Raw genomic sequence first — 23,165 nt, forward strand, 5'->3', positions numbered from 1 at the left:
CGGGAGAATTCCTAAGCATTGGCAGTTGACTCGTGTGGACCGGGTCGCTTCGGTCAATGCCCGCATTGGGTGGAAGGCGCTTACGGCCGCCGAGTACCAGGAAGACGGCTACGCCTTTCTGGCCACGCCCAACATTAAGTCTGCCGAGATCGACTTCGAGAACGTCAACTTCATCTCCGAGTTCCGGTACGAGGAGTCGCCGGACCTGAAGCTCGCCACCGGGGACGTGCTATTGGCCAAAGATGGCAACACTCTCGGCATTGTAAATATCGTTCGCGACCTTCCTCGTCCTGCCACTGTCAATGGATCTATTGCAGTTCTCCGCGCTCGCGATGTCGACCCCAATTTTCTGCGATATGTAATCGCGAGTGATATCACACAGAGTGCTATTTCTGCTGTCAAGGACGGTATGGGTGTGCCGCACTTGTTTCAGCGTGATATTAATCGGCTTGCCGTTCCGCTTCCGTCCGCCGAGGAACAGCGACGGATCTCTAGATTCCTTGATGTGCAGATTGGTCACATTGACGACGTGATCGCGAAGCGGACCCGCCAACTTGCGCTCCTCGGTGAGCGAGAGCTTTCCGCAGTTTTCCATGCGGTTCGCGGGGCTAGTCAGTCCGGGCAACGGAAGGGGAGTGGGCTCGCCTGGATGGGGTCAGTCCCCGAAGCTTGGGCAGTTGCGGCAGTTTCGCACCACTACGAGGTGCTACTGGGGAAGATGCTGAACCAGGAGCGAGTGGAGGGAGAGTATCTGCGGCCGTATCTAAGAAATACGAACGTTCAGTGGGACCGCATTGCGACGCATGACTTGTTGCGAATGAACTTCCCACCTAGCGAAAGGTCTCGCTATGAAGTGCGGGCTGGGGATCTTCTAATCTGTGAGGGTGGAGAGCCGGGGCGTTCCGCTATTTGGCGGGGCGAGGTAGGTGAAATCTACTATCAGAAGGCATTGCATCGGGCGCGCCCAAGGGGTGAAAGCTCAGCCCGTTGGCTTTACTATTGCATGCGTGCGGCTACCGCACTCAATGTCTTCGCAGTGGAAGGGAACACTACTACTATCGCGCACCTCACCGGAGAACAGCTGCGCGTTCTACGATTCCCGTTCCCGCCTCGCGAGGTTCAAGATCAAATTACCTCCGAGCTGGATGAAGAGGTTAGATTGCTGCGTGACCTTGCGAACAGAGTGGGGGAGCAGTTGGATCTGCTCGCTGAGCGCCGGAGCGCCTTGATCACCGCCGCCGTAACCGGTCAAATCGACGTGACAACCGCACGGGGGGTGCGAGTTCCATGACTCACAGCAATCCGTTCAGCAACAAAGGCCCGAAAGGGCCCCAGCACAAGGTCCACCACGAAGAGGCGTTCCGCGTCGCGATCATGAACTGGCTCCTCGCCCACGGCTGGAAGATGGGCCTCAACTCCGACTACCGCCGCGACCTCGCCCTCGACACCGCACAGGTCTTTGCGTTCATTGGTGCCACCCAGAACAAGGCCTGGCTGAACTATGCGGGCTACTACGACAACGACCCCGACACCGCCCAGCGCGCGTTCGCCGAGCACCTCGCCCGGTGGATCGACAAGCGGGGCACCCTCCAGACCCTCCGCCAGGGGGTCAAGGCGCATGGCATCCACTTCGACCTCGCCTACTTCAAGCCGTCACAGACGATCGACCCCGGCGCCCTCAGCTCGTACAGCAAGAACCGGCTCACCGTCGTCCGCGATCTCATCTACGCCACCCGCCGTGCGCCGGACGGCGCGACCAGCAAGGACGAGGGCAACAAGCCTGACCTCACCCTCTTTGTCAACGGCATCCCCGTAGCCACGGCCGAGTTGAAGAATCCGCTTACCGGCACCGGTACCGCCGAAGCCATGCACCAGTACCGGGCCACCCGGGACCATCGGGAGCTGCTCTTCGCCAAGCGCGCCCTCGCGCACTTCGCGGTCGATCCGGACGCTGTGTTCCTCACTACCCAGTTGAAGGGCAGGGACACCGTCTTTCTGCCTTTCAACACCGGTTCCGACGGTCCCGGAAACCGCGGCGGTGCCGGAAACCCGGCGATCCCTGACGCGGCTCGCGCCGGCACGTATCGGACCTCGTACCTCTGGGAACAGATCTGGCACCCGGACACTTGGCTGGATTTGCTGGAGCGGTACGTTCACCAGAGCATGGAGAGGAAGGACGACGGCAGCACCGTCAAGAAGCTGATCTTTCCGCGCTTCCATCAGTGGCATGCCGTCAGGGAGTTGACCGCACACGCCGCGCGGAACGGAGCGGGGCACAACTACCTGGTCATGCACTCCGCCGGGTCCGGCAAGTCGAACACCATCGCCTGGCTCGCCCACCGGCTCTCCGACTTGCATGACGCAAGCCACGAGTCGGTCTTCGACAAGGTGCTGGTGATCACGGACCGCACGGTCCTGGACGATCAGCTGCAAGAAACCATAGGCGACTTCCAGCAGACCAATGGCCTGGTCCTCGGAATCGGAGGCAAAGGCGGCTCGAAGTCGTCGCAGCTGGCGGATGCGCTTGCCCAGGAGACGGCGAAGATCCTCATCGTCACCCTCCAGACCTTCCCAGCACTGCTCGCCTACCTTCGCAAGTCGCCGGTCGAGATACGAGGCAGTCGCTTCGCGATCATCGTCGACGAAGCGCACTCCTCCCAGTCGGGCGAAGCCGCCACCGACGTCAAGAAGGCGCTGCGCGATCTCGGCCTCGACGCCGACGACGAAGAGACCGGAGCCATGGAGGCCGAGGAAGAAGCGTTGGAGCCCACCACCGACGAACGTCTCGCTGCGTCCGCCCGTGCTCGCGGACAGAGCGCGAACCTCTCCTACTTCGCGTTCACCGCCACACCCAAGCACAAGACGCTGAAGCTCTTCGGCACCAAAAACCCGCTCACCGGCCTCTACGAGCCCTTCCACACCTATTCCATGCGGCAGGCGATCGAAGAGAAGTTCATCCTTGATCCGCTGTGCCAGTACGTGAGGTATGAGACGTACTGGCAGATGGTCAATGAGGACCCGCATGAGGCGGACCGCGAGGTCGACAAGAAGAAGGCCAACGCGTTGCTCGCCCTGACCGCGCACAGCCACACCACGACCGCCGTGCAGCGGGCCAGGGTGATCGCGGAGCATTTCATGGTACACACCCGCAGGCGGCTGGGAGGGCGGGCCAAGGCCATGGTGGTGTGCCGATCGCGGTACGGCGCGCTCCAGCTGTACCGACAGATCGTCAAGTACTTCGACGACAACGGCTATCCGGACCCCGGGGTACTCGTCGCCTTCTCCGGCTCTCTCAAGGAGGGAGAGGAGGAGGTCACCGAGGCGAAACTCAACGGCTTCTCGGAGGGCGAGCTGCGCAAGAGGTTCGCGTACACCGCGGCCGACGACAAGAAAGGCACATCAGCCGGGCGGCAGCGCGAGTACCGGATCCTGGTGGTCGCGGACAAGTACCAGACGGGCTTCGACCAGCCGTTGCTGACCACGATGTACGTCGACAAGAAGCTGAAGGGCGTAGCCGCCGTACAGACGCTCTCCCGCCTCAACCGCACACACCCGCTCAAGGAGCAGCAGGATCTGTGCGTCCTGGACTTCGCGAACGACCCGCACGTCATCCAGAGCGAGTTTCGACCGTTCTTCGAAGAAGCCCAGACCATGCCCACCGACCCCAACCTGGTCTACGACGCGCAGCATCAAGTCATGGATCCGCCGATCCTGCTCGTCGGCGAGATGCAGGCGTTCGTGGCCGACTACCTCAGGGCTCAGGAGGCGGCGGCCGGTGACGACACCCGCTGGGAGAAGCTGCACGCGGAGCTCTACCGGCACACCGACCCCGCCCGCGACAGGTTCATCGCGCTCAGGGACAGCGAAGTGCGTGCCGAGCACGAAAGCGCTGAGCAGTTCCGGGCCGACCTCGCCGACTATGTGCGCAAGTACAGCTTCCTCGCGCAGATCGTGCCGTACATCGACATTGATCTGGAGCGCCTGCACCTCTTCGGGCAGCATCTGCTGCGCAGGCTGCCCCCGCGCGAGGCGGGCGGGGTGGACATCGGGGAAACCCGGCTCGAGGCCGTGCGTCTGGAGAGGGTCGGGGAGGTCAATGTGAGCCTGACTCCCGAGGGCGCGATCGAACTGAAGGGCTTCGGTAGTGGTGCCGGAGGTGCCGCGGAGCCCGAGAAGTCGCCGCTGGCCGAGGTGATCGACCGGTTTAACGAGCGGTTCGGTACGGACTTCACCGAGGAGGACTTCATCGTGCCGCTGCGGGCGGTGATGGCCGACGAAAAGGTCCGGCGATCCGCCTCGCAGGACGACGAGGACGGATTCAAACACGTCATCGACCCGGTGTTGGACGCCGAGATGATGAAGCACATCGACTCCGTTCGCGAGTTGGGGGACCACTACTTCCACGCCGACCGCGATCACCGGGAGTCGATTAAGCGTGACCTGCGGCGGCACGCCTTCCGCATGCTGCGCCGCGAGCTGGGCATGGACGACGCGGCCTGAACCCACCGCGGGCAGCGCGGGCCGTCCACGGCAACTCCCCGTAACCGTGGACGGTTCACGGCGACACGCGCCACACTGGGCACACATGATTACGGGGCACGGGGAGGACAGCGCAGGTGGCGCCAGAAGTACGAGTCATCGCCGAACGCTATGAACTGCGGACCAGGATCAGTACCGGGGGGATGGGACAGGTCTGGCTCGGCTACGACCCAATCCTGAACCGGGACGTGGCGGTCAAACTCATCCGCCGGGACCTGACCACGCCGGGCCCAGACGCGGAAGAGCTGGCCGAGCGCTTCAAGCGGGAAGCGCGGGTCACAGCCAAGTTCGACCACCCCGGGGTGCCCGCGGTCCATGACGCGGTGCTCGACCGGGCGGCGGACGGCGTCTACATGGTGATGCAGCTGGTGCGCGGCGCGCTGCTCACCGACATCCTCGCCAGGCCCGGTGTGCTGCCGGTCAGCTGGGCGGTTTCCGTCGCCGCGCAGGTCTGCTCGGTGCTCTCGTACGCGCACGCCGTGCCCGTCGTCCACCGCGACCTGAAGCCGGACAACATCATGGTCGCCGGGGACGGCACCGTGAAGGTTCTCGACTTCGGGGTCGCCGCTGTGCTCGGAACCGATGTCACCAAGCTGACGTCCACCGGGCACATCATTGGCACCCGCCGCTACATGTCGCCCGAGCAGATCCAGGCGGCCGCGGTCAGCCCCCGCAGTGATCTCTATGCGCTGGGCTGCATCCTTCATGAACTGCTCGCCGGGAAGCCGCCGTTCACGGCCGAGGCGGAGTTCCAGCTGATGGAGGACCACATGTACCGGGCGCCAGCCCCGCTGTGCGGGCTGCGCGCCGAGGTGGCCCCGGCGCTGGAGCGGCTGGTCCTGGATCTGCTGGCCAAGGTGCCCCATCAGCGGCCTGACTCAGCCCAGGATGTCTACGACCGTCTGGTGCCTTTCCTCCCCGCACCCGACTCCGAGCGGACCACCGAGCAGCGGGGGCAGGGAGTCACTGACCCCACGGGCCCTTACCGCCGTCCGCTCGCGCCCCGCCCCCGCCCGGCCGAGAAGGCCGTGTACACGCCGACCGCTGGGGACTCGCCACTGCGGCCAGCCGCCCCTGCCGTACCGGATGAGGAACTGCAGCAGGCCCGCGGCCACGCAGCGGCGCTCGTCGAGGAGGAGCGGTTCTCCCAGGCATCCGGAATGCTGGAGGACGTCCTGGCCCGCGCTGCTGCGGTGCGTAGCGCTTCCGAACCGCTGATGGTCGGCCTCCGTCTTGTCCACGCGCTCGCGCTCTTCTGTGACGATGACTACGGACGAGCACTACCGGAGTACGAAGCACTCGTTGAGGTACTGGATGCCGCAGGTCCTGCCCGTGGCGAAGATGCCCTTTACTGCCGCAGGCAGGCCGCCTTCTGTCGGATGGAGCTCGGCGACAGCGAAGGTGCGCTGATCGAGTTCGAGGCCGTACTGGGGCAGATGAGGCAGGAGCTGCCGGACAACGACGTGGACGTCCTTGAGGTACGCAGGCATGTCGGCCTGCTGCTTCAGGCGGTCGACCGGCTGCGCGAGGCGGTCGAGGTGCTGATGCCGCTATACCAGGACCTGATGGCCGAGTACGGACCGGATGCCCCGGAGACCGCCCAGGTGCGGGACGCACTCGTGCGTATCCGGCTGCGGACCTCGCGTACTACCGGCACCGGCAGGGCCGTCACACGCAGAAACTGACCGAAGGAGCTTTTCCCATGGCACAGCTGGCTCTCTCGGTCCGGTTTCTCGACGAGTTCGGGAAGCTCGACTCCAAGGCGCGGTCCGGGGCCGTGAAGACGGCTCTGAAGTTCCAGCAGCTCACACTCAAACAGCTCTGGGCGGACCCCGGACTCGATTTCAAGCAGCCCAAGGGGGCCAGGGACAAGCACATTTACACCTGCCGTATCGATAGGTTCTACCGGGGAGTCGTACTCGCGCCCGGCACAGGCGAGGATTTTCTGCTGCTGCGTGTGATGGCGCACGACGACGCCTACGCCTGGGCTTCCAAGCAGGTGCCGAGCGTAAACGCGGTGACCCACGGACTGGAGATCCGTGACGTCGTCACGGTGGAGCAGCTGGTGCCGGCATGGGAGGCGGAGGCGGCCACCGCCGAGGCGGAACCTCTCTTCGCTCGTCATCCGGACGGGGATCTTCGTGGTCTGGGTATCGAGGATGATGTGCTGCGCGCGGCCCGTTCTCTGACCTCCAAGAAGCAGCTCGATGCATTCGCTCCGTTGATGCCGGAGGATCAGTGGCAGGTGCTGCAGTTCCTCGCCGAGGGACTGAGCGTGCAGACGGTATGGGGTGAGCTGGTCGCCTTCCGAGCCCGGAACAGCGCGCTTACGGTGGACCGTACAGACCTGTCCAGCGCGATGAGGAACACCCCATCGCGTATTGCCCTGGTGACTAGCCCGGGAGAACTGTCCGACATCCTCGACAAGCCGTTCGCCGCGTGGAGGATCTTCCTGCATCCGTCTCAGCGGTACATGGCGTACCGGCCCAGCTACTCGGGTCCTGCCCAAGTGACCGGTGGACCGGGCACGGGCAAAACTGTGGTGGCACTTCATCGGGTCAAGCACCTCCTGGAGCATCTACGGACCGGCGAGCGCATCCTGCTCACCACATACACGGGGGCGCTCACGTCGGCTCTTCGCGAGGGGCTGGCCTTGCTGATCGAGGACGAGGAGCTGCGCGGTCGGGTGGACGTGTCGACGGTCAACGCCCTGGCACGAGAAATTGTTGAACCACATGACACTGTCCGGCGTGCTTACCTTGACGGGGCGCAGGAGACTGCTCTCTGGGGAGAGATCGGCGACCAGCTGGGTTTGCCGTGGAACGGCCAGTTCCTGGCCCAGGAGTACAAGCATGTCATCTTGGCACAGGGTCTGCGCTCGCTCGACGCCTACCGTGAGGCGTCCAGAAGCGGTCGGGGCTCCCGGCTCGCCTCCGCTCGACGGCACGAGCTCTGGCAGGCGGTGGAGGCGTTCCAGGTTGCGCTCGACAAGCGCTCCGCGCGTACACATCTGGGTGTGTGCGATGAAGCGGCGTTGCGGGTCACCGCATCCGGAGTGCAGCCCTACCGGCATGTGGTCGTTGACGAGGCACAGGACCTGCACCCCGCCCAGTGGAGGCTACTGCGGGCCGTGGTGCCCAATCGTCCTGACGACTTGTTCATTGCTGGCGACCCGCATCAGCGCATCTACGACTCGAGGGTGTCTCTGAGATCGTTGGGGGTCGCCGTGACCGGACGTTCCACTCGGCTGCACATGAACTACCGCAGCACGCAGGAAATTCTCGCTTGGGCGGTGTCGTTGCTGGACGGTCGGCCTGTGGAGCAGTTGGAGAACGGGAGTGCGGACACGCTGGTAGGTTTCCGGTCCTCGCTCCGCGGCGCCCGCCCGACCGTGTGTGCCACGGATGACCCGGATGCGGAACTGGCCGAGCTGGTGGCGCGCATCCGCGAGTGGGCCGACAGTGGAGTTGAGTTCTCTGATATCGCGGTGGCTGCCCGATTCAACAAGATCGTGTACCGCGTGGCGCAGCGGCTGCGGGGCGAGGGAATCCCTGCGATCCGGCTACGGCAAGACGGAAGCGTAGACGCTGAGGGCGTCAGGGTCGCAACCATGCATTCTCTCAAAGGGTTGGAGTTCAGGTGCGTGGCGGTCGTTGGGGTGCGTGAAGGGACGGTTCCGTACCCAGGAGCCATCACGCCAATGGAAGTTGACCCCATCCAGCACCACACGGATCTGACAGCGGAGCGTTGTTTGCTCTTCGTAGCCTGTACGCGCGCACGCGACCGACTGCATGTGTCGTGGAGCGGTCCAGCGAGTCGCTTTCTCGCTGAAGTGGGAGCGACATAGGAGCCTCGTGTGCGCCGCACTGGCAATCCGGCTTGAGGCTAGGGCCCGGCGCCCAGCCGCCGGGCAAACCTTACGGTCCCGGGAGCACGGTGGTTGCTTCGTCCGCGCATGAAGCGTCACTTTCGCTGACAGGGGCGGTTTAGTGTCGTGCATCTTGTCTGGTTATGAAGTGATGGAAACGCTTTAGGTCGGAGGGCCAGGCTGATCGGGGTGTTGGGTGGCGAGCGTAAATCAGAGGTGCAAGCGGGACGCCCGAGATCGGGCACTACCCGTGTGAGCGTCCAAGGTGCGGTCACGCGTGGACCGTGCGGTATAGGGAGCCAGGCGGCAGCGGGAGGAGTCGTTTCTGCGGAGGATCGGCCTCGACGGTGCGGACGCCTTCACCGCTGGTGCACCGTTCGGTCAAGACGACGGTCGACATCTACGGAAATCTGCTGCCGAGCGCTTGGGGATCGCTGCGGGGATGTTCTGCAGCGCGCCATGCGGCCTGTATCCCAAGACGCGACGTCCCAGCAGGCAGAGGAGGTGGAGCTCGAGCGGCAGTGCCCGAGCTGCGTAGGTGTACGGGGGCGCCTGGCCTGCACGGTGCTGGGATAGAACGCCCGTGCTGGGATGGTGCTGGGATGACGCTGCCCTGCAGATTCGGTTCAACGTGTAGTCGCACTCTTGCTTCGTGTTAGCTAATTTGATTAAGGTGCAGGTCGGAAGGGGTCGGGCTCTGGCGAGTCCGACCCCTTCCGTGTTCCGGCGCTGGCTTGGTGCTGACTTTGGCGCCTCGCAACGGCCGCTCCAGCCTCTCGGGTGGGAACAAGGGAATACGGACTGTTACTTTCATTGGACGCCTGATATCCCGCGTCCAATGAAAATGTCGCCGAGCCTGCTCCCCATCCTCCGGTCTCGCATGCAAGGGGAGCTTCTCGCTCTGGTGCTCCTGCACCCGGGCCGCGAGTACAGCATCACCGAGCTCGCGGCCGAGGTCGGCGTGACCCCCACCGCTGTCCTTCGGGAGGTCGACTGGTTGGCCGGTGGTGGCATCCTGGCTGATCGGCGAGTGGGCCGCAGTCGCCTCGTCAAGGCCCGCACGGACACTCCGCTGTACCGCCCGCTGAGCGAGCTCATGTCCGTCTCCTTCGGCCCCGTGCCCGTGCTCACTGATGCGCTCGCTGGACTCGAAGGCGTGGAGCGGGCTTACATCTACGGCTCGTGGGCCGCTCGGTACGACGGCGAGCCGGGGCTGCCGCCTGCTGATGTGGACGTCCTCGTCGTGGGTGCTCCCGATGCTGACGCGCTCTTCGACCTTGCTGAGGAGGCGTCACGGATCTTGCGTCGCGAGGTCAACATGCACCGGGTCTCCGCCGCGGCGTGGGAGGCCCGGACGGACGATCCGTTCCTCACCAGCGTTCGCGAACGTCCCCTGGTACGGCTGAATCTTGACTTGGAGGCGCAGTGACGCGCTGGAATCAAGGCCGGTCGACGGTCGACGCGCTCATCGCCGGCGGCGGACTTGAACGAGTCCCCGCTTCCCAGGAGGCCGCCGAAGCGGAACTGGTCCGGGCGCGCGTGCATGTCGGCTCCGCACGGCAGTTGGCGGCCACGGACCCGGAAGGTGCGTACACGCCGGCCTACGATGCCGCGCGCAGGGCGCTGGCGGGTTGGGCCGCCCGGTGTTCAGTTCCCGGCCGTGTCGCTGGGGTTTCTGCGGGGTGGGACGAGGCGGGTGAGGTCCAGCGTGATGTCGAATGGTACGGGGCGGTGCAGGGCGCCTCGGGAGATGCTGGCGGGCGCGTACGCGCCGGTGGGGCCGTCGAGTTCGTACACGTGCACCGCGGGGGAGCCGTCCTCGTCCTCGACGCACCAGTAGTGCGGGATGCCCGCTTCCGCGTACTTGCGCAGCTTCACGGTGCGGTCGCGGTGGGCGGACTCGGGTGAGACCACCTCGACGACGAGCCGGATGTCCTCGGGCGCGCACCAGGTGCGGTCCGGGTCGTACGGCGCGGTCATCGCCAGAAGGTCCGGCTCGGGACGGTTGCGCGCGTCGAGGCGGATCGTCATCTCCCGCTCGATCCCGACACTGGCGGGCGCCACCGCCATGAGCGCCGTCGTCAGCCCGGTGACGAGACGGCCGTGCCGGGACCGCTGGGGGGACGGCATGAAGACGAGGGCTCCGTCGATCAATTCCGTGTGGCGCGGTGCCTCGGGGAGGCGGTCCAGGTCCTCCGCGAACCAGCCTTCCGCGCGTGGCGGGCGCATCCAGTCGGGCTGTCCGCAGCGGGGTCAGGGGCGCTTGCGGGAGGTGGGCTTGGACGGCTTGGCGGGGGTGGCGTTCTTCTCCTTGATGCGGAGTGTCTCCTTCTGGACCTCCGCCTGTGTGGCCCGTTCCCGCTGGAGCCACTCCGGGTTCTCCGTCCGCAGTTCCTCGATCTCCTCGGTCGTCAGCGCCTCGGTGACGCCGCCGCGTGCGAGGCCCGAGATGGAGACGCCGAGCCGGGCGGCGACGACGGAGCGGGGGTGCGGGCCGTTGCGCCGCAGGTCGCGCAGCCAGGCGGGCGGGTCGGACTGGAGGGCGTCCAGCTCGTCGCGCGAGACGGTGCCCTCCTGGAACTCGGCCGGAGTGGCCTTGAGGTAGACCTCCAGCTTCTTCGCCGCGGTGGCGGGCTTCATCGTCTGGCTGGTCCTGTGCGGCGTCATGGTGTCAAGCGTAACGAGCGTGTCGGGGTGCCCGGGACGCGCCCGGTAACCTGGCCGGGTGACAGGCTTGGACACCCCGCCCCCGTTCAGGCTCGCCTACGTCCCGGGGGCGACGCCGGGCAAATGGGTGCGTATCTGGCAGGAACGGCTCCCTGCGGTGCGGCTCGAACTGGTGCCCGTGGACGCCGCCGACGCGGCCGGGCTGCTGCGCGAACGCGGCGCGGATGCCGGGCTTCTGCGGCTGCCGGTCGACCGGACGGACCTCAGCGCCATCCCCCTGTACACGGAGACGACGGTCGTCGTCGTGCCCAAGGACCATGTCGTGACTGCCGCCGACGAGGTCGCGCCGGACGACCTGGCCGACGAGGTCGTGTTCCACCCCTTGGACGACGTTCTCGCATGGGAACGCCCGCCCGGCCGCCCGGCGGTCGAGCGGCCCGCCACGACGGGGGACGCCGTCGAGCTGGTCGCGGCGGGCGTGGGGCTGCTCGTCGTCCCCATGTCGCTGGCCCGGCTGCACCACCGCAAGGACCTCACGTACCGGCCGCTCACCGGCGACGGCGTGCCCGCGTCGCGCGTCGCGCTGTCCTGGCGGGAGGACGGGACGACGGACCTGGTGGAGCAGTTCATCGGCATCGTGCGCGGCAGGACGGTGAACAGCACACGCGGGCGCCCCGCGACGCCGCCCGAGCCGAAGGCGAAGCCCACCGCGAAGGCCAAGGCGAAGGCGAAGGCCAAGCCCCGCCCCCAGCCCGCCGCGAAGAAGGCGGGCGCCCGGCGCGGGAAGCCGCGCCGCAAGGGCTGACGCGCCCGCCCGGCACGTCACATGCTCTGCGTCCCGATCGCGGCCAGCAGCGCGAGCTTGCCCTCCGACTCGCTGCCGGGCTCCGCCGTGTACAGGACGATCCGCAGGTCGCCGCGGTGCGTGGTGAGGACGTCGCAGTCCAGGTCGAGGCGCCCGGCGTCCGGGTGCTCGATGCTCTTCACGGTCGGCCCGTGCTCCGCGATCTCGTGCCGCCGCCACAGCTCCCTGAACGGCGCGCTCTCCTCGCCCAGCCGCGCGACGAGCCGCCGCAGCTCCGGGTCGTCCGGGTAGCGGCCCGCGCTGCGCCGCAGGTCGGCGACCATCGACGCGTCGAACGCCATGCTGCCCTGCGTCGCGCGGACGTGGCAGTCGGTGAGGCCGGCGAAGTGGAGCCACAGCACGTTGCGTTCCGCCTCGCGCAGGCGGGAGGGGTCGGACATCAGGGCCGCCCACACCGGGTTCCAGAGCAGCAGGGTCCACATCGCGTCGAAGACGGCGACGGGGCGGTCCGGCGTGCGCTCCACCAGCCGCCGGATGCCCGCGGGGACCAGGCGGCTGATGCGGCCCGTACCGGTGGCGTGGCCCGCCAGCCGGAAGAGGTGCTCCTGCTCGGTGTCGCTGAGCTGCAGCGCGCGGGCGAGCGCGGCGCAGACCTGCGCGGAGGGCGCGGAGGCGCGTCCCTGCTCCAGGCGCACGACGTAGTCGGCCGACACCCCGGCGAGGACGGCCAGCTCCTCGCGGCGCAGGCCGCTCGTGCGGCGGGAGGTGTTCGCGGGGAGGCCGGCGGCCTGGGGGGGGCAGGCGTTCGCGCCATACGCGGAGGACCGCCGCCAGCTCGCCCGAGGCACCGTTCATATGCCCATCGTCCCAGCAGGGGCGGCGGACAGCCTGGTACCCGCGTTCCCAGGACGAGGCGTCCCTGGAGGGCGCGCGCGGCGCGGCGCATGCTCGACCGCATGACCGTCACAGTCGTCACGGGAGCGAACAAGGGCCTCGGGTACGAGACCGCGCGCCGCCTCGTCGCCGAGGGCCACACCGTCTACGCCGCCGCGCGCGACCCCGACAGGGCCGGGCGCGCCGCGCGGGAGCTGGGCGCGCGGCCGCTGCTGCTCGACGTCACCGACGAGGAGTCCGTCCGCCGGGCCGCCGCCCACGTCGCCGACGCGCATGGCGCGCTCGACGTCCTGGTCAACAACGCGGGCGTCAACGGCGGCATGAAGGCGGTCGGCGACTGCACCGCCGCCGACATGACGGCGGTCCTCGACACCAACGTCGTCGGCATCGTCCGCGTGCTGCACGCCTTCCTGCCGCTCCTCGGACGCAGTGCCGCCGGTGTCGTCGTCAACGTGGGCAGCGGCCTCGGGTCGTTCGGCCGTGTCCACGACGCCGCGCGCGCGGCGTCGCGGGTGCGCAGCGTGCCGTACACCGCGTCGAAGGCGGCCGTGTCCATGCTGACCGTCCAGTACGCCCGCGCGTACCCGGGGCTGCGCGTCAACGTCGTGGACCCGGGGCCGACCGCCACCGACCTCAACGGGCACCGGGGCGTGCAGACGGTCGAGGAGGGCGCGGAGCCGATCGTGCGCGCCGCGCTGCTCGGCCCGGACGGGCCGACGGGCGCGTTCCTCGACGGCGACGGCGTCAGCCCCTGGTGACCGCGGGGCCCGCCGGGACGCGGGGCGGGACGGCCGCCGCGTGATCCGCCTCCGCCGTTCGCATCCGCGTACGGCATGCCGTACGCGCGCCGTGCGCCGTACGCGCGCGCCGTTCCCCAGCATGGGAAGCACCCCGCGTTCCCACCCCACCACAGGAAGAGGTCCCACATGATCGTCGTCACCGGAAGCACCGGGCAGTTCGGCCGGCTCGTCGTCGAGCACCTGCTGAAGGCCGGGGTACCGGCCGGACGCGTCGCCGCGGGCGTGCGCACGCCCGCGAAGGCGGCGGGCCTGGCCTCCCTCGGGGTCGAGGTGCGCGTGGTCGACTACGACAGGGCGGAGACGCTGACGGCCGCGTTCGCCGACGCGGAGAAGGTCCTGCTCGTCTCCTCGACCGGTCCTGACGAGGCGCGCGTCGCCCAGCACCGGGCGGTCGTCGGCGCCGCGCGGGCGAGCGGCGTGGCGCTGCTCGGCTACACGTCGGTCACCGGCGCGCCCACCAGCCCGCTGGGCCTCGCCGAGGTCCACCGCGCCACCGAACGCGCCATCGAGGAGTCGGGCGTCCCCGCCGTGCTGCTGCGCAACGGCTGGTACACGGAGAACTACAGCGCCGTCCTCCCCGGCGCGGTCGCGCGCGGGGAACTCGTCGGCAGCGCGGGGGACGGCCGTATCGCGTCCGCGAGCCGCTCGGACCTGGCCGAGGCCGCCGCGGTCGTCCTCACCCGTGAAGGGCAGGCGGGCGCGGTCCACGACCTGACGGGCGACACCGCCTGGACGATGGCGGAGCTGGCCGCGGAGGCCGCCGCGCAGTCGGGCAGGCCGGTCGCCTACACGGACCTTCCGGCGGACGAGTACCGGCGGGTGCTCGACCGGGCGGGGCTGCCGGGCCCGGCCGTCGAGCTGATCGTCGACGCGGATGTGCAGATCGCGCGCGGCGCCCTGTCCCGGACGACGGGCGACCTGAGCGCGCTCCTCGGCCGTCCCACGACGCCGCTCGCCGTCACGGTCGGGCAGGCGCTGGGCGGCTGACGGGGGGTCGCGCGCCGGATGGGGTGTGCCGGTCGTGTGGTGGAAAACGTAACATCCCATCACCTGACCACCGTGACACGGCCGTGACCTGCGCGAAGGATCGTCGCCTTGATTTCACGAAGATGTCCGCCGTGTGTCGCTACTCGCGTAGGTCTTGTCAACTCCTGTACGTGATCGGATCATTCCATCTGGCAGCCCCCCACGGTCATGGATATGTCATGGCCATGCCATGGTGCATCGGTGACCGTGCGCTGCCCTCCCTTGGGTTTTGGCGCACCACCGATGAGGAGGAACCCCTCGATGGCAAAGACGCGATTCCCCGGCCTGCCGCGGACCAGGACGAGCGTGGCCACCGCCGCGCTCCTGGCCCTCGGCGCCGGGGCGCTGATGCCGGTGACAGCACAGGCCGCGGACGGGCCGCGGGCGGCGATCGCGAACGCCGGGGCGGCGGACACCGTGCCCGGCAGCTACATCGTCGTCCTGAAGGACGGCGGCTTCTCCGCGTCCTCCGCGCGCGCCGAGTCGCTCGCCGACCGGCACGACGCGAAGGTGACGAGCGTCTACACCCACGCCCTCAACGGCTTCGCCGCCGAACTGAGCGAAGCCGACGCGCTGGAACTGGCCGCCGACCCGGCGGTCGAGCGCGTCGTGCAGAACAGCGTCTACCACGCCGACGCGACCCAGACGGACCCGCCGTCCTGGGGCCTCGACCGGATCGACCAGCCCAGCCTGCCGCTCGACGGCAGCTACACCTACCCGGACTCGGCCGGTGAGGGCGTCACGGCGTACATCATCGACACCGGTGTGCGCGTGACGCACGAGGACTTCGAGGGCCGCGCGCGCGTCGGCTTCGACGCCTTCGGCGGCGACGGCCTCGACGGCTACGGGCACGGCACGCACGTCGCCGGCACCGTCGCGGGGGCGGACTACGGCGTCGCCAAGGAGGCGGAGATCGTCTCCGTCCGCGTGCTGGACGACAACGGCTCGGGCACCACCGAGTCGGTCGTCGCCGGCATCGACTGGGTCACGGGCGACGTGGCGGACCTCGACGGCCCGGCCGTGGCCAACATGAGCCTGGGCGGCGGCGCCGACGACGTGCTGGACGAGGCGGTCGAGAACTCGATCGACGCCGGTGTCGTCTACGCCGTGGCCGCGGGCAACGACTACGGCGACGACGCGAGCAGCTACTCGCCCGCCCGCGTCGCCGACGCCATCACGGTCGGCGCCAGCGACTCGACCGACGCCATCTCGTACTTCTCGAACGTCGGCAGCGTCGTGGACCTCTTCGCGCCCGGCAGCGGCATCACGTCGGCCTGGAACGGGAGCGACACGGACGAGGACACCATCTCCGGCACGTCCATGGCGACCCCGCACGTCGCCGGCGCCGCCGCGCTCTTCCTGAGCGAGAACCCGGACGCCACCCCCGCCGAGGTGGAGGACGAGCTGGTCGACACCGCCGTGTGGAACCAGCTGTCCGGCATCCCGGCCGACACCGCCAACGCGCTGCTGCACACCGGCGGCGAGGGCGGCGGCGGCCCCGAGCTGCCGACCGGCCCGAAGTTCACCAGCGACACGAACGTCGCGATCGTCGACAACAGCACCGTGTCGTCCCCGCTCGCCGTCTCCGGCGTCGGGACGCTCAGCGGCATCTACCAGGTGGAGATCCACATCCAGCACACCTGGGTCGGCGACCTGACCGTGGAGCTGGTCACCCCCGCGGGCGACACCATCCTGCTGCGCGACCAGTCGGGCGGCTCGGCCGACAACATCGACGCCGCCTACAACCTGAACGGGAACGGGGTGGACGCGGACGGCACCTGGACCCTCCAGGTGACGGACAACGCCAGCCTGGACCAGGGCCTCATCGACTCCTGGTCGCTCCAGTTCTGAGCTGAGCACCACGCACGACGGCGCCGGCCCGTCCTCCCTTCGAGGACCGGCCGGCGCCGTACGCGTCACCGCGCCGCGCCACCCCGTCGCGTCACTCCGCCGGGGCGTGCCGCCGCAGGATGTCGGGCTCCAGGTAGATGACGCGCGCGGCCGGTTCGGCCGCCCGGATACGGGCCTCGGCGGCGTCGATCGCCCGCGCGACGGTGGCCGCGTCGTCCCCGCTCTCGACCGCTATCTTCGCGGCGACCAGCAGCTCGTCGGGGCCGAGGTGCAGGGTGCGCATGTGGATGACCTGGGTGACGGTCTCGCCGTCCACGATGGCCGCGCGGATACGGACGACCGCGCCCTTGCCCGCGGCCTCGCCGAGCAGCAGCGACTTCGTCTCGGCGGCCAGGACGAGGGCGATGACGATCAGCAGGATGCCGATGCACAGCGTGCCGACGCCGTCCCAGACGCCGTCGCCGGTCGCCAGCGCGAGGCAGACGCCGCCGAGCGCCAGGACGAGGCCGACCAGCGCGCCGAGGTCCTCCAGCAGCACGACGGGCAGTTCCGGCGCCTTCGCCGTGCGGACGAACTGCACCCACGACTGCGTACCGCGCGTCTCGTTCGACTCCTTGATGGCGGTGCGGAACGAGAAGCTCTCGGCGATGATCGCGAAGACCAGCACGCCCACCGGCCAGTACCAGTGCTCGATCTCGTGCGGGTGCCTGATCTTCTCGAAGCCCTCGTAGAGCGCGAACACGCCGCCGACGGAGAACAGCACGATCGAGACGAGGAACGCGTAGATGTAGCGCTCGCGCCCGTAGCCGAAGGGGTGCTCCTCGCTCGCCGCGCGCTTGGCGCGCTTGCCGCCGAGGAGGAGCAGCGCCTGGTTGCCCGAGTCGGCGAGCGAGTGCACGCCCTCCGCCAGCATCGAGGACGAGCCGCTGAAGACGGCGGCCACGAACTTGCTGACGGCGATGGCGAGATTGGCGCCCAACGCGGCGACGATCGCCTTGGTTCCGCCTGACGCGCTCATGTCTGTGGGTCCCCCTTCGGACGGTCTCCGCACCCTGCGGCGCGGCACATTCTTGCAGTACCGCTTCCCCGTCAGGGGGCCGGTATAGGGGGCCGTCGTGGGCCGCTCCCCGGCGCGTCCCGGCCGCGCGCCCGCGGGGTGCCTGCGGGTGGTCCCGCCCGTGGTCATCACTTCGGGTGAAACTCTGGCCGTCTCTTGCGTATCGCAACCGAGCGTTGTCAAGCTGTTGCAGGTAGTCAACAGCATGTCAACAGCACCGGGTGACGAGCACCGCGGTCGACAGCACCGGGAGGGCCAGTGCCGTTGGGTGAGAAGCCCGCGTACCTCCGTGTCGCGGAAGACCTCAGAGCGCAGATCGCCGACGGCACGCTGCCGCCCCACACCAGGCTGCCGTCGCAGGCCACCATCCGCGCCGCCTACGGCGTCTCGGACACGGTCGCGCTGGAGGCCAGGAAGGTGCTCATGGCCGAGGGGCTGGTGGAGGGCCGCTCCGGGTCGGGGACCTATGTGCGGGAGCAGCCCGTGCCGCGCGCGATCCGCCGCAGCGGCTTCAGGACGCTCGGCGGCTGCACGCCGTTCCGCCAGGAACAGACGGACGAACGGGTGCGCGGCACCTGGGAGGGCGACAGCGAGCGGGAGGAGGCCGCGCCCGCCATCGCCGCCCGCCTGCGGGTGGAGCCGGGCGACCCGGTGATGCGGACGCGGTACGTGTTCAGGACCGGCTCCGAGGCCGTGATGCTCTCCACGTCATGGGAACCGCTGCGGCTCACCGGCCGCACGCCGGTCGTGCTCCCGGAGCACGGGCCGCTCGCGGGCCGCGGGGTGGTCGAGCGGATGGCCGCCATCGACGTCACGGTGGACAACGTCGTCGAGCACGTCGGCGCGCGGCCCGCCCTGGCCGAGGAGGCGAGGCAGCTCGGCGGGCTGCCCGGGCACGCGGTGCTGGTCATCAGCAGGACGTACCAGGCGGGCGGGCTGCCGGTGGAGACGGCCGACGTGGTCGTCCCCGCCGACCGGTTCCGCATCGCCTACCACCTGCCGGTGCGCTGAGGGGGCGCGGCGGCGGGATCGTGCGGGACCGGGGAGGGGACGGGGATGGGGACGGGGACCTCAGGGGTCGGAGATGGACAGTTCGAACCAGATGCTGCGGCCGATCGGCCCCTCGCGCGTGCCCCAGCGGTGCGCCTCGGAGGAGACGAGCGGCAGCCCGTGCCGCGCGTCGTCGTCGAGGACGGACGCGGTCTCCCGCAGCGGGTCGGGGGACGGGTCGGTGACCTCGACCAGCAGCGTGGTGCTGTGCACCATGCGCAGGGCGACCGGATCGCGGAGCGTGCCGACCGCGTTCCCGACCAGCTCGGCCACCAGGCGTTCCGCCCGGTCGGCGAGCACGGCGAGGTCCCAGGCCGAGAGGGTGTCGCGGACGCGCCGCCGCGCCTCGTCCACGGCGTCGGGACCGGACGCGAACCGGAAGCTCTCCACCCGGTCCGCGGGCAGGACGGAGAGCCTGGCGAGGAGCAGCGCGAGGTCGTCGGAGTCGTGCCCGTCGTCCGGCGGGCGCAGCTCGTCGATGACCCGGTCGCAGACGGCGTCCAGCGGGGCGCCGCGTCCGGCAGACCCGGCGAGCAGGTCGGCCAGCCCGGCCACGCGGTCGGTGATGTCCTCGTCCCGCGTCTCGACCAGCCCGTCCGTGTAGAGCGCGAGGACGCTGTCCGGCGAGACGTCCACGCGCAGCTCCTCGAACGGCACGCCGTCCACGCCGAGCGGCGCGCCGGACGGCATGTCGAGGACGCGGGCGGTCCAGCGGCCGGTGGCGGGGTCGGTCCCGGCGAGCACGGGCGGCAGGTGCCCCGCCTTGGCGAGGACGAGCACGCCCGTCGCCGGGTCGTAGACCGCGTACAGGCAGGTGGCCATCACCGGGTCGTCGGGCCGCTGGGCGATGTCGCGGCCCAGCTGGTTGAGCCGCCGCAGCAGCTGGCCCGGCGCCAGGTCGAGCGCCGCGAGGGTCCTGACGGCGGTGCGGAGCTGGCCCATCAGGGCGGCGGCGCGCAGCCCGTGCCCGGTGACGTCGCCGATGACGAACGCGACCCGGCCGCCGGTCAGCGGGATGGCGTCGAACCAGTCGCCGCCCACCTCGGCGCCGGTGCTGCCGGGGACATAGCGGTGGCTGACCTCGACGCCTGGCTGGGCGGCGAACGACTGGGGGAGCAGGCTGCGCTGGAGGGTGAGGGCGCCCTCGCGCTCGCGGATGTACAGCCGCGCGTTGTCCAGGGAGATGCCCGCGCGCCCCGCCAGTTCGAGGGTGAGCGCGAGGTCCTCGCGGTCGAAGGCGGCGCGTTCCCCCGCGCGGCTGACGACGAGGAGCCCGAGGACCGTGCCGCGGGCGCGCAGCGGCACCGTGAGCATCGAGTGGATGCCGAGCAGGTCGACGGCCTCGGCCATCGGGTCGTCGTGCGCGATGGCGGCGCGGAGCTGCTCGCGCGTCTCGGCCAGGTGGGGTGTGCCGGTGGTGAGGACCGGGCCGAGGATCGAGCCGGGGAGGAACGTGACCTCTTCGAGGCCGATGCGCAGGCACCGGTCGACGGTCGCGTCGTGCCGCTTGGCGGCGATGCCGACCTGGACCAACTCGACCGCGCCGCTGTCGGCGACGCTGGGCGGCTCGCCGCCGGTGGCGACCGGGACGAGCAGCTCCACCCCCGCGTAGTCCGCGAAGCGCGGGACGAGCGCGAGGGCCAGGGCCTCGCCGATGCGGCGGACGTCGAGGAGGTCCCCGAGGGTCGTGCCGACGTCGTCGAGCAGCGCGAGGCGCTGGCGGGTCCGCTCGATGTCGGCGAGGGCGACGCGGCGTTCGGAGATGTCCAGGACGGTGCAGCTCACGCCGAGGGGGCGGCCCGAGCGGTCGGTGACCCGGCCGAACGAGACGGACTGCGCGCCCTTGCCGTCGGGGGACGCCGTGACCAGGTCGGTGATGGGCTGGCCGGTGCGCAGGACGGCGCGCTGGATGCGGTGCAGCTCCTGGCCCATGGGGGCGGGCAGCACGTCCCTGACGGTACGGCCGATCAGGTCGGCGGCGGGCATGCCGTACAGGCGGGAGAGCGTGTCGTTGACCCGTGTGTAGCGCTGCTCGGTGTCGAAGAGGGCGATGCCGAGCGGGGACGCGGTGAACAGGGCGTCCAGCGCGGCGAGGTCGCGTCCGGCCCCGTCGAGCGGCGCGGCCTCGGCCAGTTCGGCCAGGACGCGCGGGGTGCCGTCCGCGTCCATGACCCGCCAGGCGAGGACGGCGGTCGCGACGGTGCGCCCGTCGCGGTGGCGCAGGGGCAGGACGCCGCGCCAGTGGCCGTCGCGGAGGAGGGCCCGGAGGAGTGCGGTGCCGTTCCCGGCGGGGTGGCCGGGGGGCAGGAAGGCGGTGAACGCGCGCCCGGTGACCTCCCGGGCGTCCCAGCCGAGGATGTCCCCGGCGGGCGGGCTCCAGAGCAGGAGCGTCCCGCGGGCGTCCAGCGCGGCCGTGCCCACGGGCAGGAGGTCCAGCAGGGAGCGCGGGTCCGGCCGTCCCGTGACGGCCTCGTCACGGCCGCTCGGTTCGGTTGGATCTGCAGACACCGCCGGCCCCTGTCGGGTTTGGGTTTTCCTGTCCCTTATACCCGATTGTGCCAAGGGTGCCGCGGGTCAGCGAGGTATGCGGTCCGCGGGCGTATCGACGCGCTCCACGACGTAGTGCGCCGGAGCGTCCGCCGCCTGCGGCCCCGCGTTCAGCAGCAGCCGCTGGATCAGGCGCTGGGCCTCGGCACGGGTGGCGCAGTGCCCTATCCGGTACCTGCTGCCGTCCTCGTCCTGCCGGACCACCTGCCAGGGCTGTGCATTGCCGGCGTTCATTCCTCACCCCCCCTCCGCATATGCCAGACCATACGCCAGCGCCTCACCCACCGAACAGGGCTTTGGGCGGCCGGGGCGTCCCCTCAGGTCAGCGGCCCGGCGTCACGTTCCGTCCTGGCGGCGGACGCGCGGGCGAGCGCGTCCGCCAGGCGTGCCGCGGCGAGGGCGCGGACCGGTTCCCGGTCCGCCCGCGCGGCGGCCTCGTCGAGCACGCTCCGGGCCGCCGCCAGCCGTGCGCGGGTGGCGGTGCCCAGGGCGGCGCGGTGTGCCGTGACCAGGGCGTCCGCCCAGCTCACCTCCGTATGGGCGAGCAGCATGGCCTGGGCGAGCAGCGCCCGCGCGCGCCGTTCCCGTTCCCCGGGCGTCCGGTGCTCCGCCAGGTCGCCGGCGAGCGGCGCGGCTTCGGCGAGCAGTGTCCGCAGTGCGTCGAGGGGGTCGTGCGCCCGGCGCACGCCCGCGAGCGCGGCGGCGGCCCGCGCGACGGTCCCGGGCGCCGCGCGCCCCGCGCGTGCCTCCGCCAGGTCCGCCGCGGTCCCCGCCGCCGCCTCGGCGAGGACGACACGGGCGCGCGCCTGGGCCGCGGTACGGCGCGCGGTGGCCGCGAGCAGCGTCTCGGCGGCCGCGACGGCGTCGCGCGCGGCCCGGACGGCGCGTGCCGTCGCCGACCGGTCGTTCCGGGCGAGCGCCCGCCGGGCGCGGGCGAGTTCCTCGCGGGCGCCGGCCAGCCGTGCCCGTGCGACGGGCAGCGCGCGGGCGGGCGCCGTCACGGCGGCGGTCCTGGCCTCCGCGGCGGCGACCGCGCCCGCCGTCCCGGCCGCCGCGACCGGTCCTGCGGCGGCCAGGTGCTCCTGGGCGAGGGCACAGCGCTCGGCGATCCTGATCAGCGTCCGGCGCCTGACGACCGCGCCCGCCCCGGCCGCCGTCGCGTCCGCCTCGTACCACTCGCGCAGCGCGGTGGCGGTGCCCGCGCGCGCGTCCTCCAGCTCCGCGAGAGCCGATCGGGGGGCGGCCGGGGTGAACGACAGTCCGGCCTCGCGGGCGCGTACGGCGTCGTCCAGGTCGATCAGCAGTCCCCGGACATGGGTGTCGAGCGCCGTCAGCGGGACGACGGGCGGCAGGCTGCGTTCCCCGTGGCGGATCAGGAAGACGACCAGCGCGGCCGCCCCGGCGAGCAGCACCAGGGGGACCACCCAGTCGCGGATGTCCCTGCCGGGGGAGGGGCCGGGGTCCTGGTCGCCCGGCACGATCGCGGGCCGCCGGACCTGTCCGCCCTCCTGGAGCGCGGCGAAGCCCTCGGCCGCGCCGATGGCGGCCCCCGCCCAGTCGGCGTGCCGCAGGGCGGGGGCGACGGCGACCGACTCGACGCGTGCGAGGTCCCGGGCGGAGAAGCCGGAGTGCACGTCGGCGGAGAGCGCGTACCGCCGTTCGTGGGTCGCGAAGGCGAGCAGCAGGTCATGGGCGCCGAGCCGGTTGCGGTCGGCCACGCCGTCCGCCCACGACTGGGCCTCGTGCCCGGAGAAGTCGCGCACGTACACGACGAACAGCTGGTACCGCTCCTCGTCCTCCAGCCGGATCAGCGCGCGCTGCACCGCGTCCGTGCGTCCGCCGAGGGCGCCCACCTGGTCGGTGATCTGCCCGGCGTGGTCGAGCGTCACCGTGTCCGCGGCCACGGCAGGGAGGGGGACGGCCGTCAGGCACGCGGCCAGTGCGGCGGTCAGCGCGGCGGCCGGGCGTGCGCGCATCCGCCCACCTCCCGACCGGGGAAGCGCATCGCCTCGACCGTAGTCGCGGGGGCCCGTGGACGCGAACGCTCCGGGCCGGACGGGC

Annotated in this window: 16 protein-coding genes and 1 pseudogene; 10 read left to right on the plus strand and 7 right to left on the minus strand. The window is 70.3% G+C overall.

Features of this window, described 5'->3' with window-relative positions; translation table 11 throughout:
- Positions 1-25 precede the first annotated feature (25 nt).
- The 5 genes from ACIBPC_RS00610 to ACIBPC_RS00630 all read left to right on the plus strand — a co-directional run bounded on the left by ACIBPC_RS00610 (position 26) and on the right by ACIBPC_RS00630 (position 9,836).
- Positions 26-1,291, plus strand: coding sequence for a restriction endonuclease subunit S (locus ACIBPC_RS00610; RefSeq protein ID WP_398840307.1), 1,266 nt, complete (start codon positions 26-28; stop codon positions 1,289-1,291).
- Positions 1,288-4,500, plus strand: coding sequence for a type I restriction endonuclease subunit R (locus ACIBPC_RS00615; protein WP_398840309.1), 3,213 nt, complete (start codon positions 1,288-1,290; stop codon positions 4,498-4,500). Before ACIBPC_RS00610 ends, ACIBPC_RS00615 begins: the two co-directional genes overlap by 4 nt.
- 116 nt (positions 4,501-4,616) lie before the next feature.
- Entirely contained in the window at positions 4,617-6,224 is a 1,608-nt protein-coding gene (locus tag ACIBPC_RS00620) for a protein kinase (protein ID WP_398840311.1), read from the plus strand.
- A gap of 17 nt (positions 6,225-6,241) precedes the next feature.
- Positions 6,242-8,386 carry a UvrD-helicase domain-containing protein gene (locus tag ACIBPC_RS00625; RefSeq protein ID WP_398840312.1) on the plus strand — a complete coding sequence of 715 codons (2,145 nt, stop codon included), beginning with the start codon at positions 6,242-6,244 and terminating at the stop codon, positions 8,384-8,386.
- Between the two features lie 925 nt (positions 8,387-9,311).
- Positions 9,312-9,836 (plus strand): ArsR family transcriptional regulator, encoded by a 525-nt coding sequence (locus ACIBPC_RS00630; RefSeq protein ID WP_398840314.1) that lies wholly within the window; start codon positions 9,312-9,314, stop codon positions 9,834-9,836.
- 218 nt (positions 9,837-10,054) lie between these two features.
- On the opposite strand, the gene ACIBPC_RS00635 is transcribed toward ACIBPC_RS00630, so the two are convergent.
- Both ACIBPC_RS00635 and ACIBPC_RS00640 read right to left on the minus strand, forming a co-directional pair.
- A complete protein-coding gene (locus ACIBPC_RS00635; RefSeq protein ID WP_398840316.1) occupies positions 10,055-10,636 on the minus strand; it encodes a Uma2 family endonuclease in 582 nt (193 codons plus the stop codon).
- Between the two features lie 24 nt (positions 10,637-10,660).
- On the minus strand, positions 10,661-11,074 hold the full coding sequence (locus ACIBPC_RS00640) for a DUF5997 family protein (protein WP_398840318.1): 414 nt from the start codon (positions 11,072-11,074) through the stop codon (positions 10,661-10,663).
- A 58-nt stretch (positions 11,075-11,132) separates the two neighbouring features.
- Between ACIBPC_RS00640 and ACIBPC_RS00645 the strand changes: the two genes are divergently transcribed.
- Positions 11,133-11,879 (plus strand): LysR substrate-binding domain-containing protein, encoded by a 747-nt coding sequence (locus ACIBPC_RS00645; protein ID WP_398840319.1) that lies wholly within the window; start codon positions 11,133-11,135, stop codon positions 11,877-11,879.
- A 17-nt stretch (positions 11,880-11,896) separates the two neighbouring features.
- Here the strand turns inward: ACIBPC_RS00645 and ACIBPC_RS00650 are convergent.
- Positions 11,897-12,734, minus strand: a pseudogene (locus ACIBPC_RS00650) (helix-turn-helix transcriptional regulator).
- A gap of 101 nt (positions 12,735-12,835) precedes the next feature.
- Between ACIBPC_RS00650 and ACIBPC_RS00655 the strand changes: the two are divergent.
- The 3 genes from ACIBPC_RS00655 (at position 12,836) to ACIBPC_RS00665 (ending at position 16,450) form a co-directional block, all read left to right on the plus strand.
- Positions 12,836-13,531: an SDR family NAD(P)-dependent oxidoreductase gene (locus ACIBPC_RS00655; RefSeq protein ID WP_398840320.1), complete on the plus strand. Its 696-nt coding sequence runs from the start codon at positions 12,836-12,838 to the stop codon at positions 13,529-13,531.
- A gap of 168 nt (positions 13,532-13,699) precedes the next feature.
- Positions 13,700-14,560 carry an SDR family oxidoreductase gene (locus ACIBPC_RS00660; protein ID WP_362967768.1) on the plus strand — a complete coding sequence of 287 codons (861 nt, stop codon included), beginning with the start codon at positions 13,700-13,702 and terminating at the stop codon, positions 14,558-14,560.
- A 300-nt stretch (positions 14,561-14,860) separates the two neighbouring features.
- Positions 14,861-16,450 carry a S8 family peptidase gene (locus ACIBPC_RS00665; RefSeq protein WP_398840322.1) on the plus strand — a complete coding sequence of 530 codons (1,590 nt, stop codon included), beginning with the start codon at positions 14,861-14,863 and terminating at the stop codon, positions 16,448-16,450.
- Between the two features lie 91 nt (positions 16,451-16,541).
- Here ACIBPC_RS00665 and ACIBPC_RS00670 read toward each other — a convergent pair whose 3' ends face one another.
- The gene (locus ACIBPC_RS00670; RefSeq protein WP_362967770.1) at positions 16,542-17,468 is read right to left on the minus strand and encodes a cation diffusion facilitator family transporter; all 927 of its coding nucleotides are present in this window, start codon (positions 17,466-17,468) and stop codon (positions 16,542-16,544) included.
- Positions 17,469-17,765: 297 nt separating this feature from the next.
- Here ACIBPC_RS00670 and ACIBPC_RS00675 point away from each other — a divergent pair, with 297 nt between their 5' ends.
- Positions 17,766-18,518 (plus strand): GntR family transcriptional regulator, encoded by a 753-nt coding sequence (locus tag ACIBPC_RS00675; protein ID WP_362967771.1) that lies wholly within the window; start codon positions 17,766-17,768, stop codon positions 18,516-18,518.
- Positions 18,519-18,578: 60 nt separating this feature from the next.
- Here the strand turns inward: ACIBPC_RS00675 and ACIBPC_RS00680 are convergent, their stop codons facing one another.
- The 3 genes from ACIBPC_RS00680 to ACIBPC_RS00690 all read right to left on the minus strand — a co-directional run bounded on the left by ACIBPC_RS00680 (position 18,579) and on the right by ACIBPC_RS00690 (position 23,080).
- Complete coding sequence (locus tag ACIBPC_RS00680; protein WP_398840325.1) at positions 18,579-21,065, minus strand: SpoIIE family protein phosphatase; 2,487 nt, start codon at positions 21,063-21,065, stop codon at positions 18,579-18,581.
- A gap of 66 nt (positions 21,066-21,131) precedes the next feature.
- Positions 21,132-21,338 carry an SPOR domain-containing protein gene (locus tag ACIBPC_RS00685; RefSeq protein ID WP_362967773.1) on the minus strand — a complete coding sequence of 69 codons (207 nt, stop codon included), beginning with the start codon at positions 21,336-21,338 and terminating at the stop codon, positions 21,132-21,134.
- Between the two features lie 83 nt (positions 21,339-21,421).
- Positions 21,422-23,080 (minus strand): TPM domain-containing protein, encoded by a 1,659-nt coding sequence (locus ACIBPC_RS00690; RefSeq protein ID WP_398840327.1) that lies wholly within the window; start codon positions 23,078-23,080, stop codon positions 21,422-21,424.
- Positions 23,081-23,165 lie beyond the last annotated feature (85 nt).

Origin of the sequence: Streptomyces sp. NPDC049879 (genome assembly GCF_044461265.1) — a bacterium.
Lineage (GTDB): Bacteria > Actinomycetota > Actinomycetes > Streptomycetales > Streptomycetaceae > Streptomyces.

Excerpts from the sequence above, each read along its gene's own strand:
- ACIBPC_RS00690 (WP_398840327.1), bottom strand. The coding sequence starts at position 23,080 with ATGCGCGCACGCCCGGCCGCCGCGCTGACCGCCGCACTGGCCGCGTGC.
- ACIBPC_RS00635 (WP_398840316.1), bottom strand. The coding sequence starts at position 10,636 with ATGCGCCCGCCACGCGCGGAAGGCTGGTTCGCGGAGGACCTGGACCGC.
- ACIBPC_RS00615 (WP_398840309.1), top strand. The coding sequence starts at position 1,288 with ATGACTCACAGCAATCCGTTCAGCAACAAAGGCCCGAAAGGGCCCCAG.
- ACIBPC_RS00625 (WP_398840312.1), top strand. The coding sequence starts at position 6,242 with ATGGCACAGCTGGCTCTCTCGGTCCGGTTTCTCGACGAGTTCGGGAAG.
- ACIBPC_RS00655 (WP_398840320.1), top strand. The coding sequence starts at position 12,836 with ATGACCGTCACAGTCGTCACGGGAGCGAACAAGGGCCTCGGGTACGAG.
- ACIBPC_RS00640 (WP_398840318.1), bottom strand. The coding sequence starts at position 11,074 with ATGACGCCGCACAGGACCAGCCAGACGATGAAGCCCGCCACCGCGGCG.
- ACIBPC_RS00685 (WP_362967773.1), bottom strand. The coding sequence starts at position 21,338 with ATGAACGCCGGCAATGCACAGCCCTGGCAGGTGGTCCGGCAGGACGAG.
- ACIBPC_RS00665 (WP_398840322.1), top strand. The coding sequence starts at position 14,861 with ATGGCAAAGACGCGATTCCCCGGCCTGCCGCGGACCAGGACGAGCGTG.
- ACIBPC_RS00660 (WP_362967768.1), top strand. The coding sequence starts at position 13,700 with ATGATCGTCGTCACCGGAAGCACCGGGCAGTTCGGCCGGCTCGTCGTC.
- ACIBPC_RS00670 (WP_362967770.1), bottom strand. The coding sequence starts at position 17,468 with ATGAGCGCGTCAGGCGGAACCAAGGCGATCGTCGCCGCGTTGGGCGCC.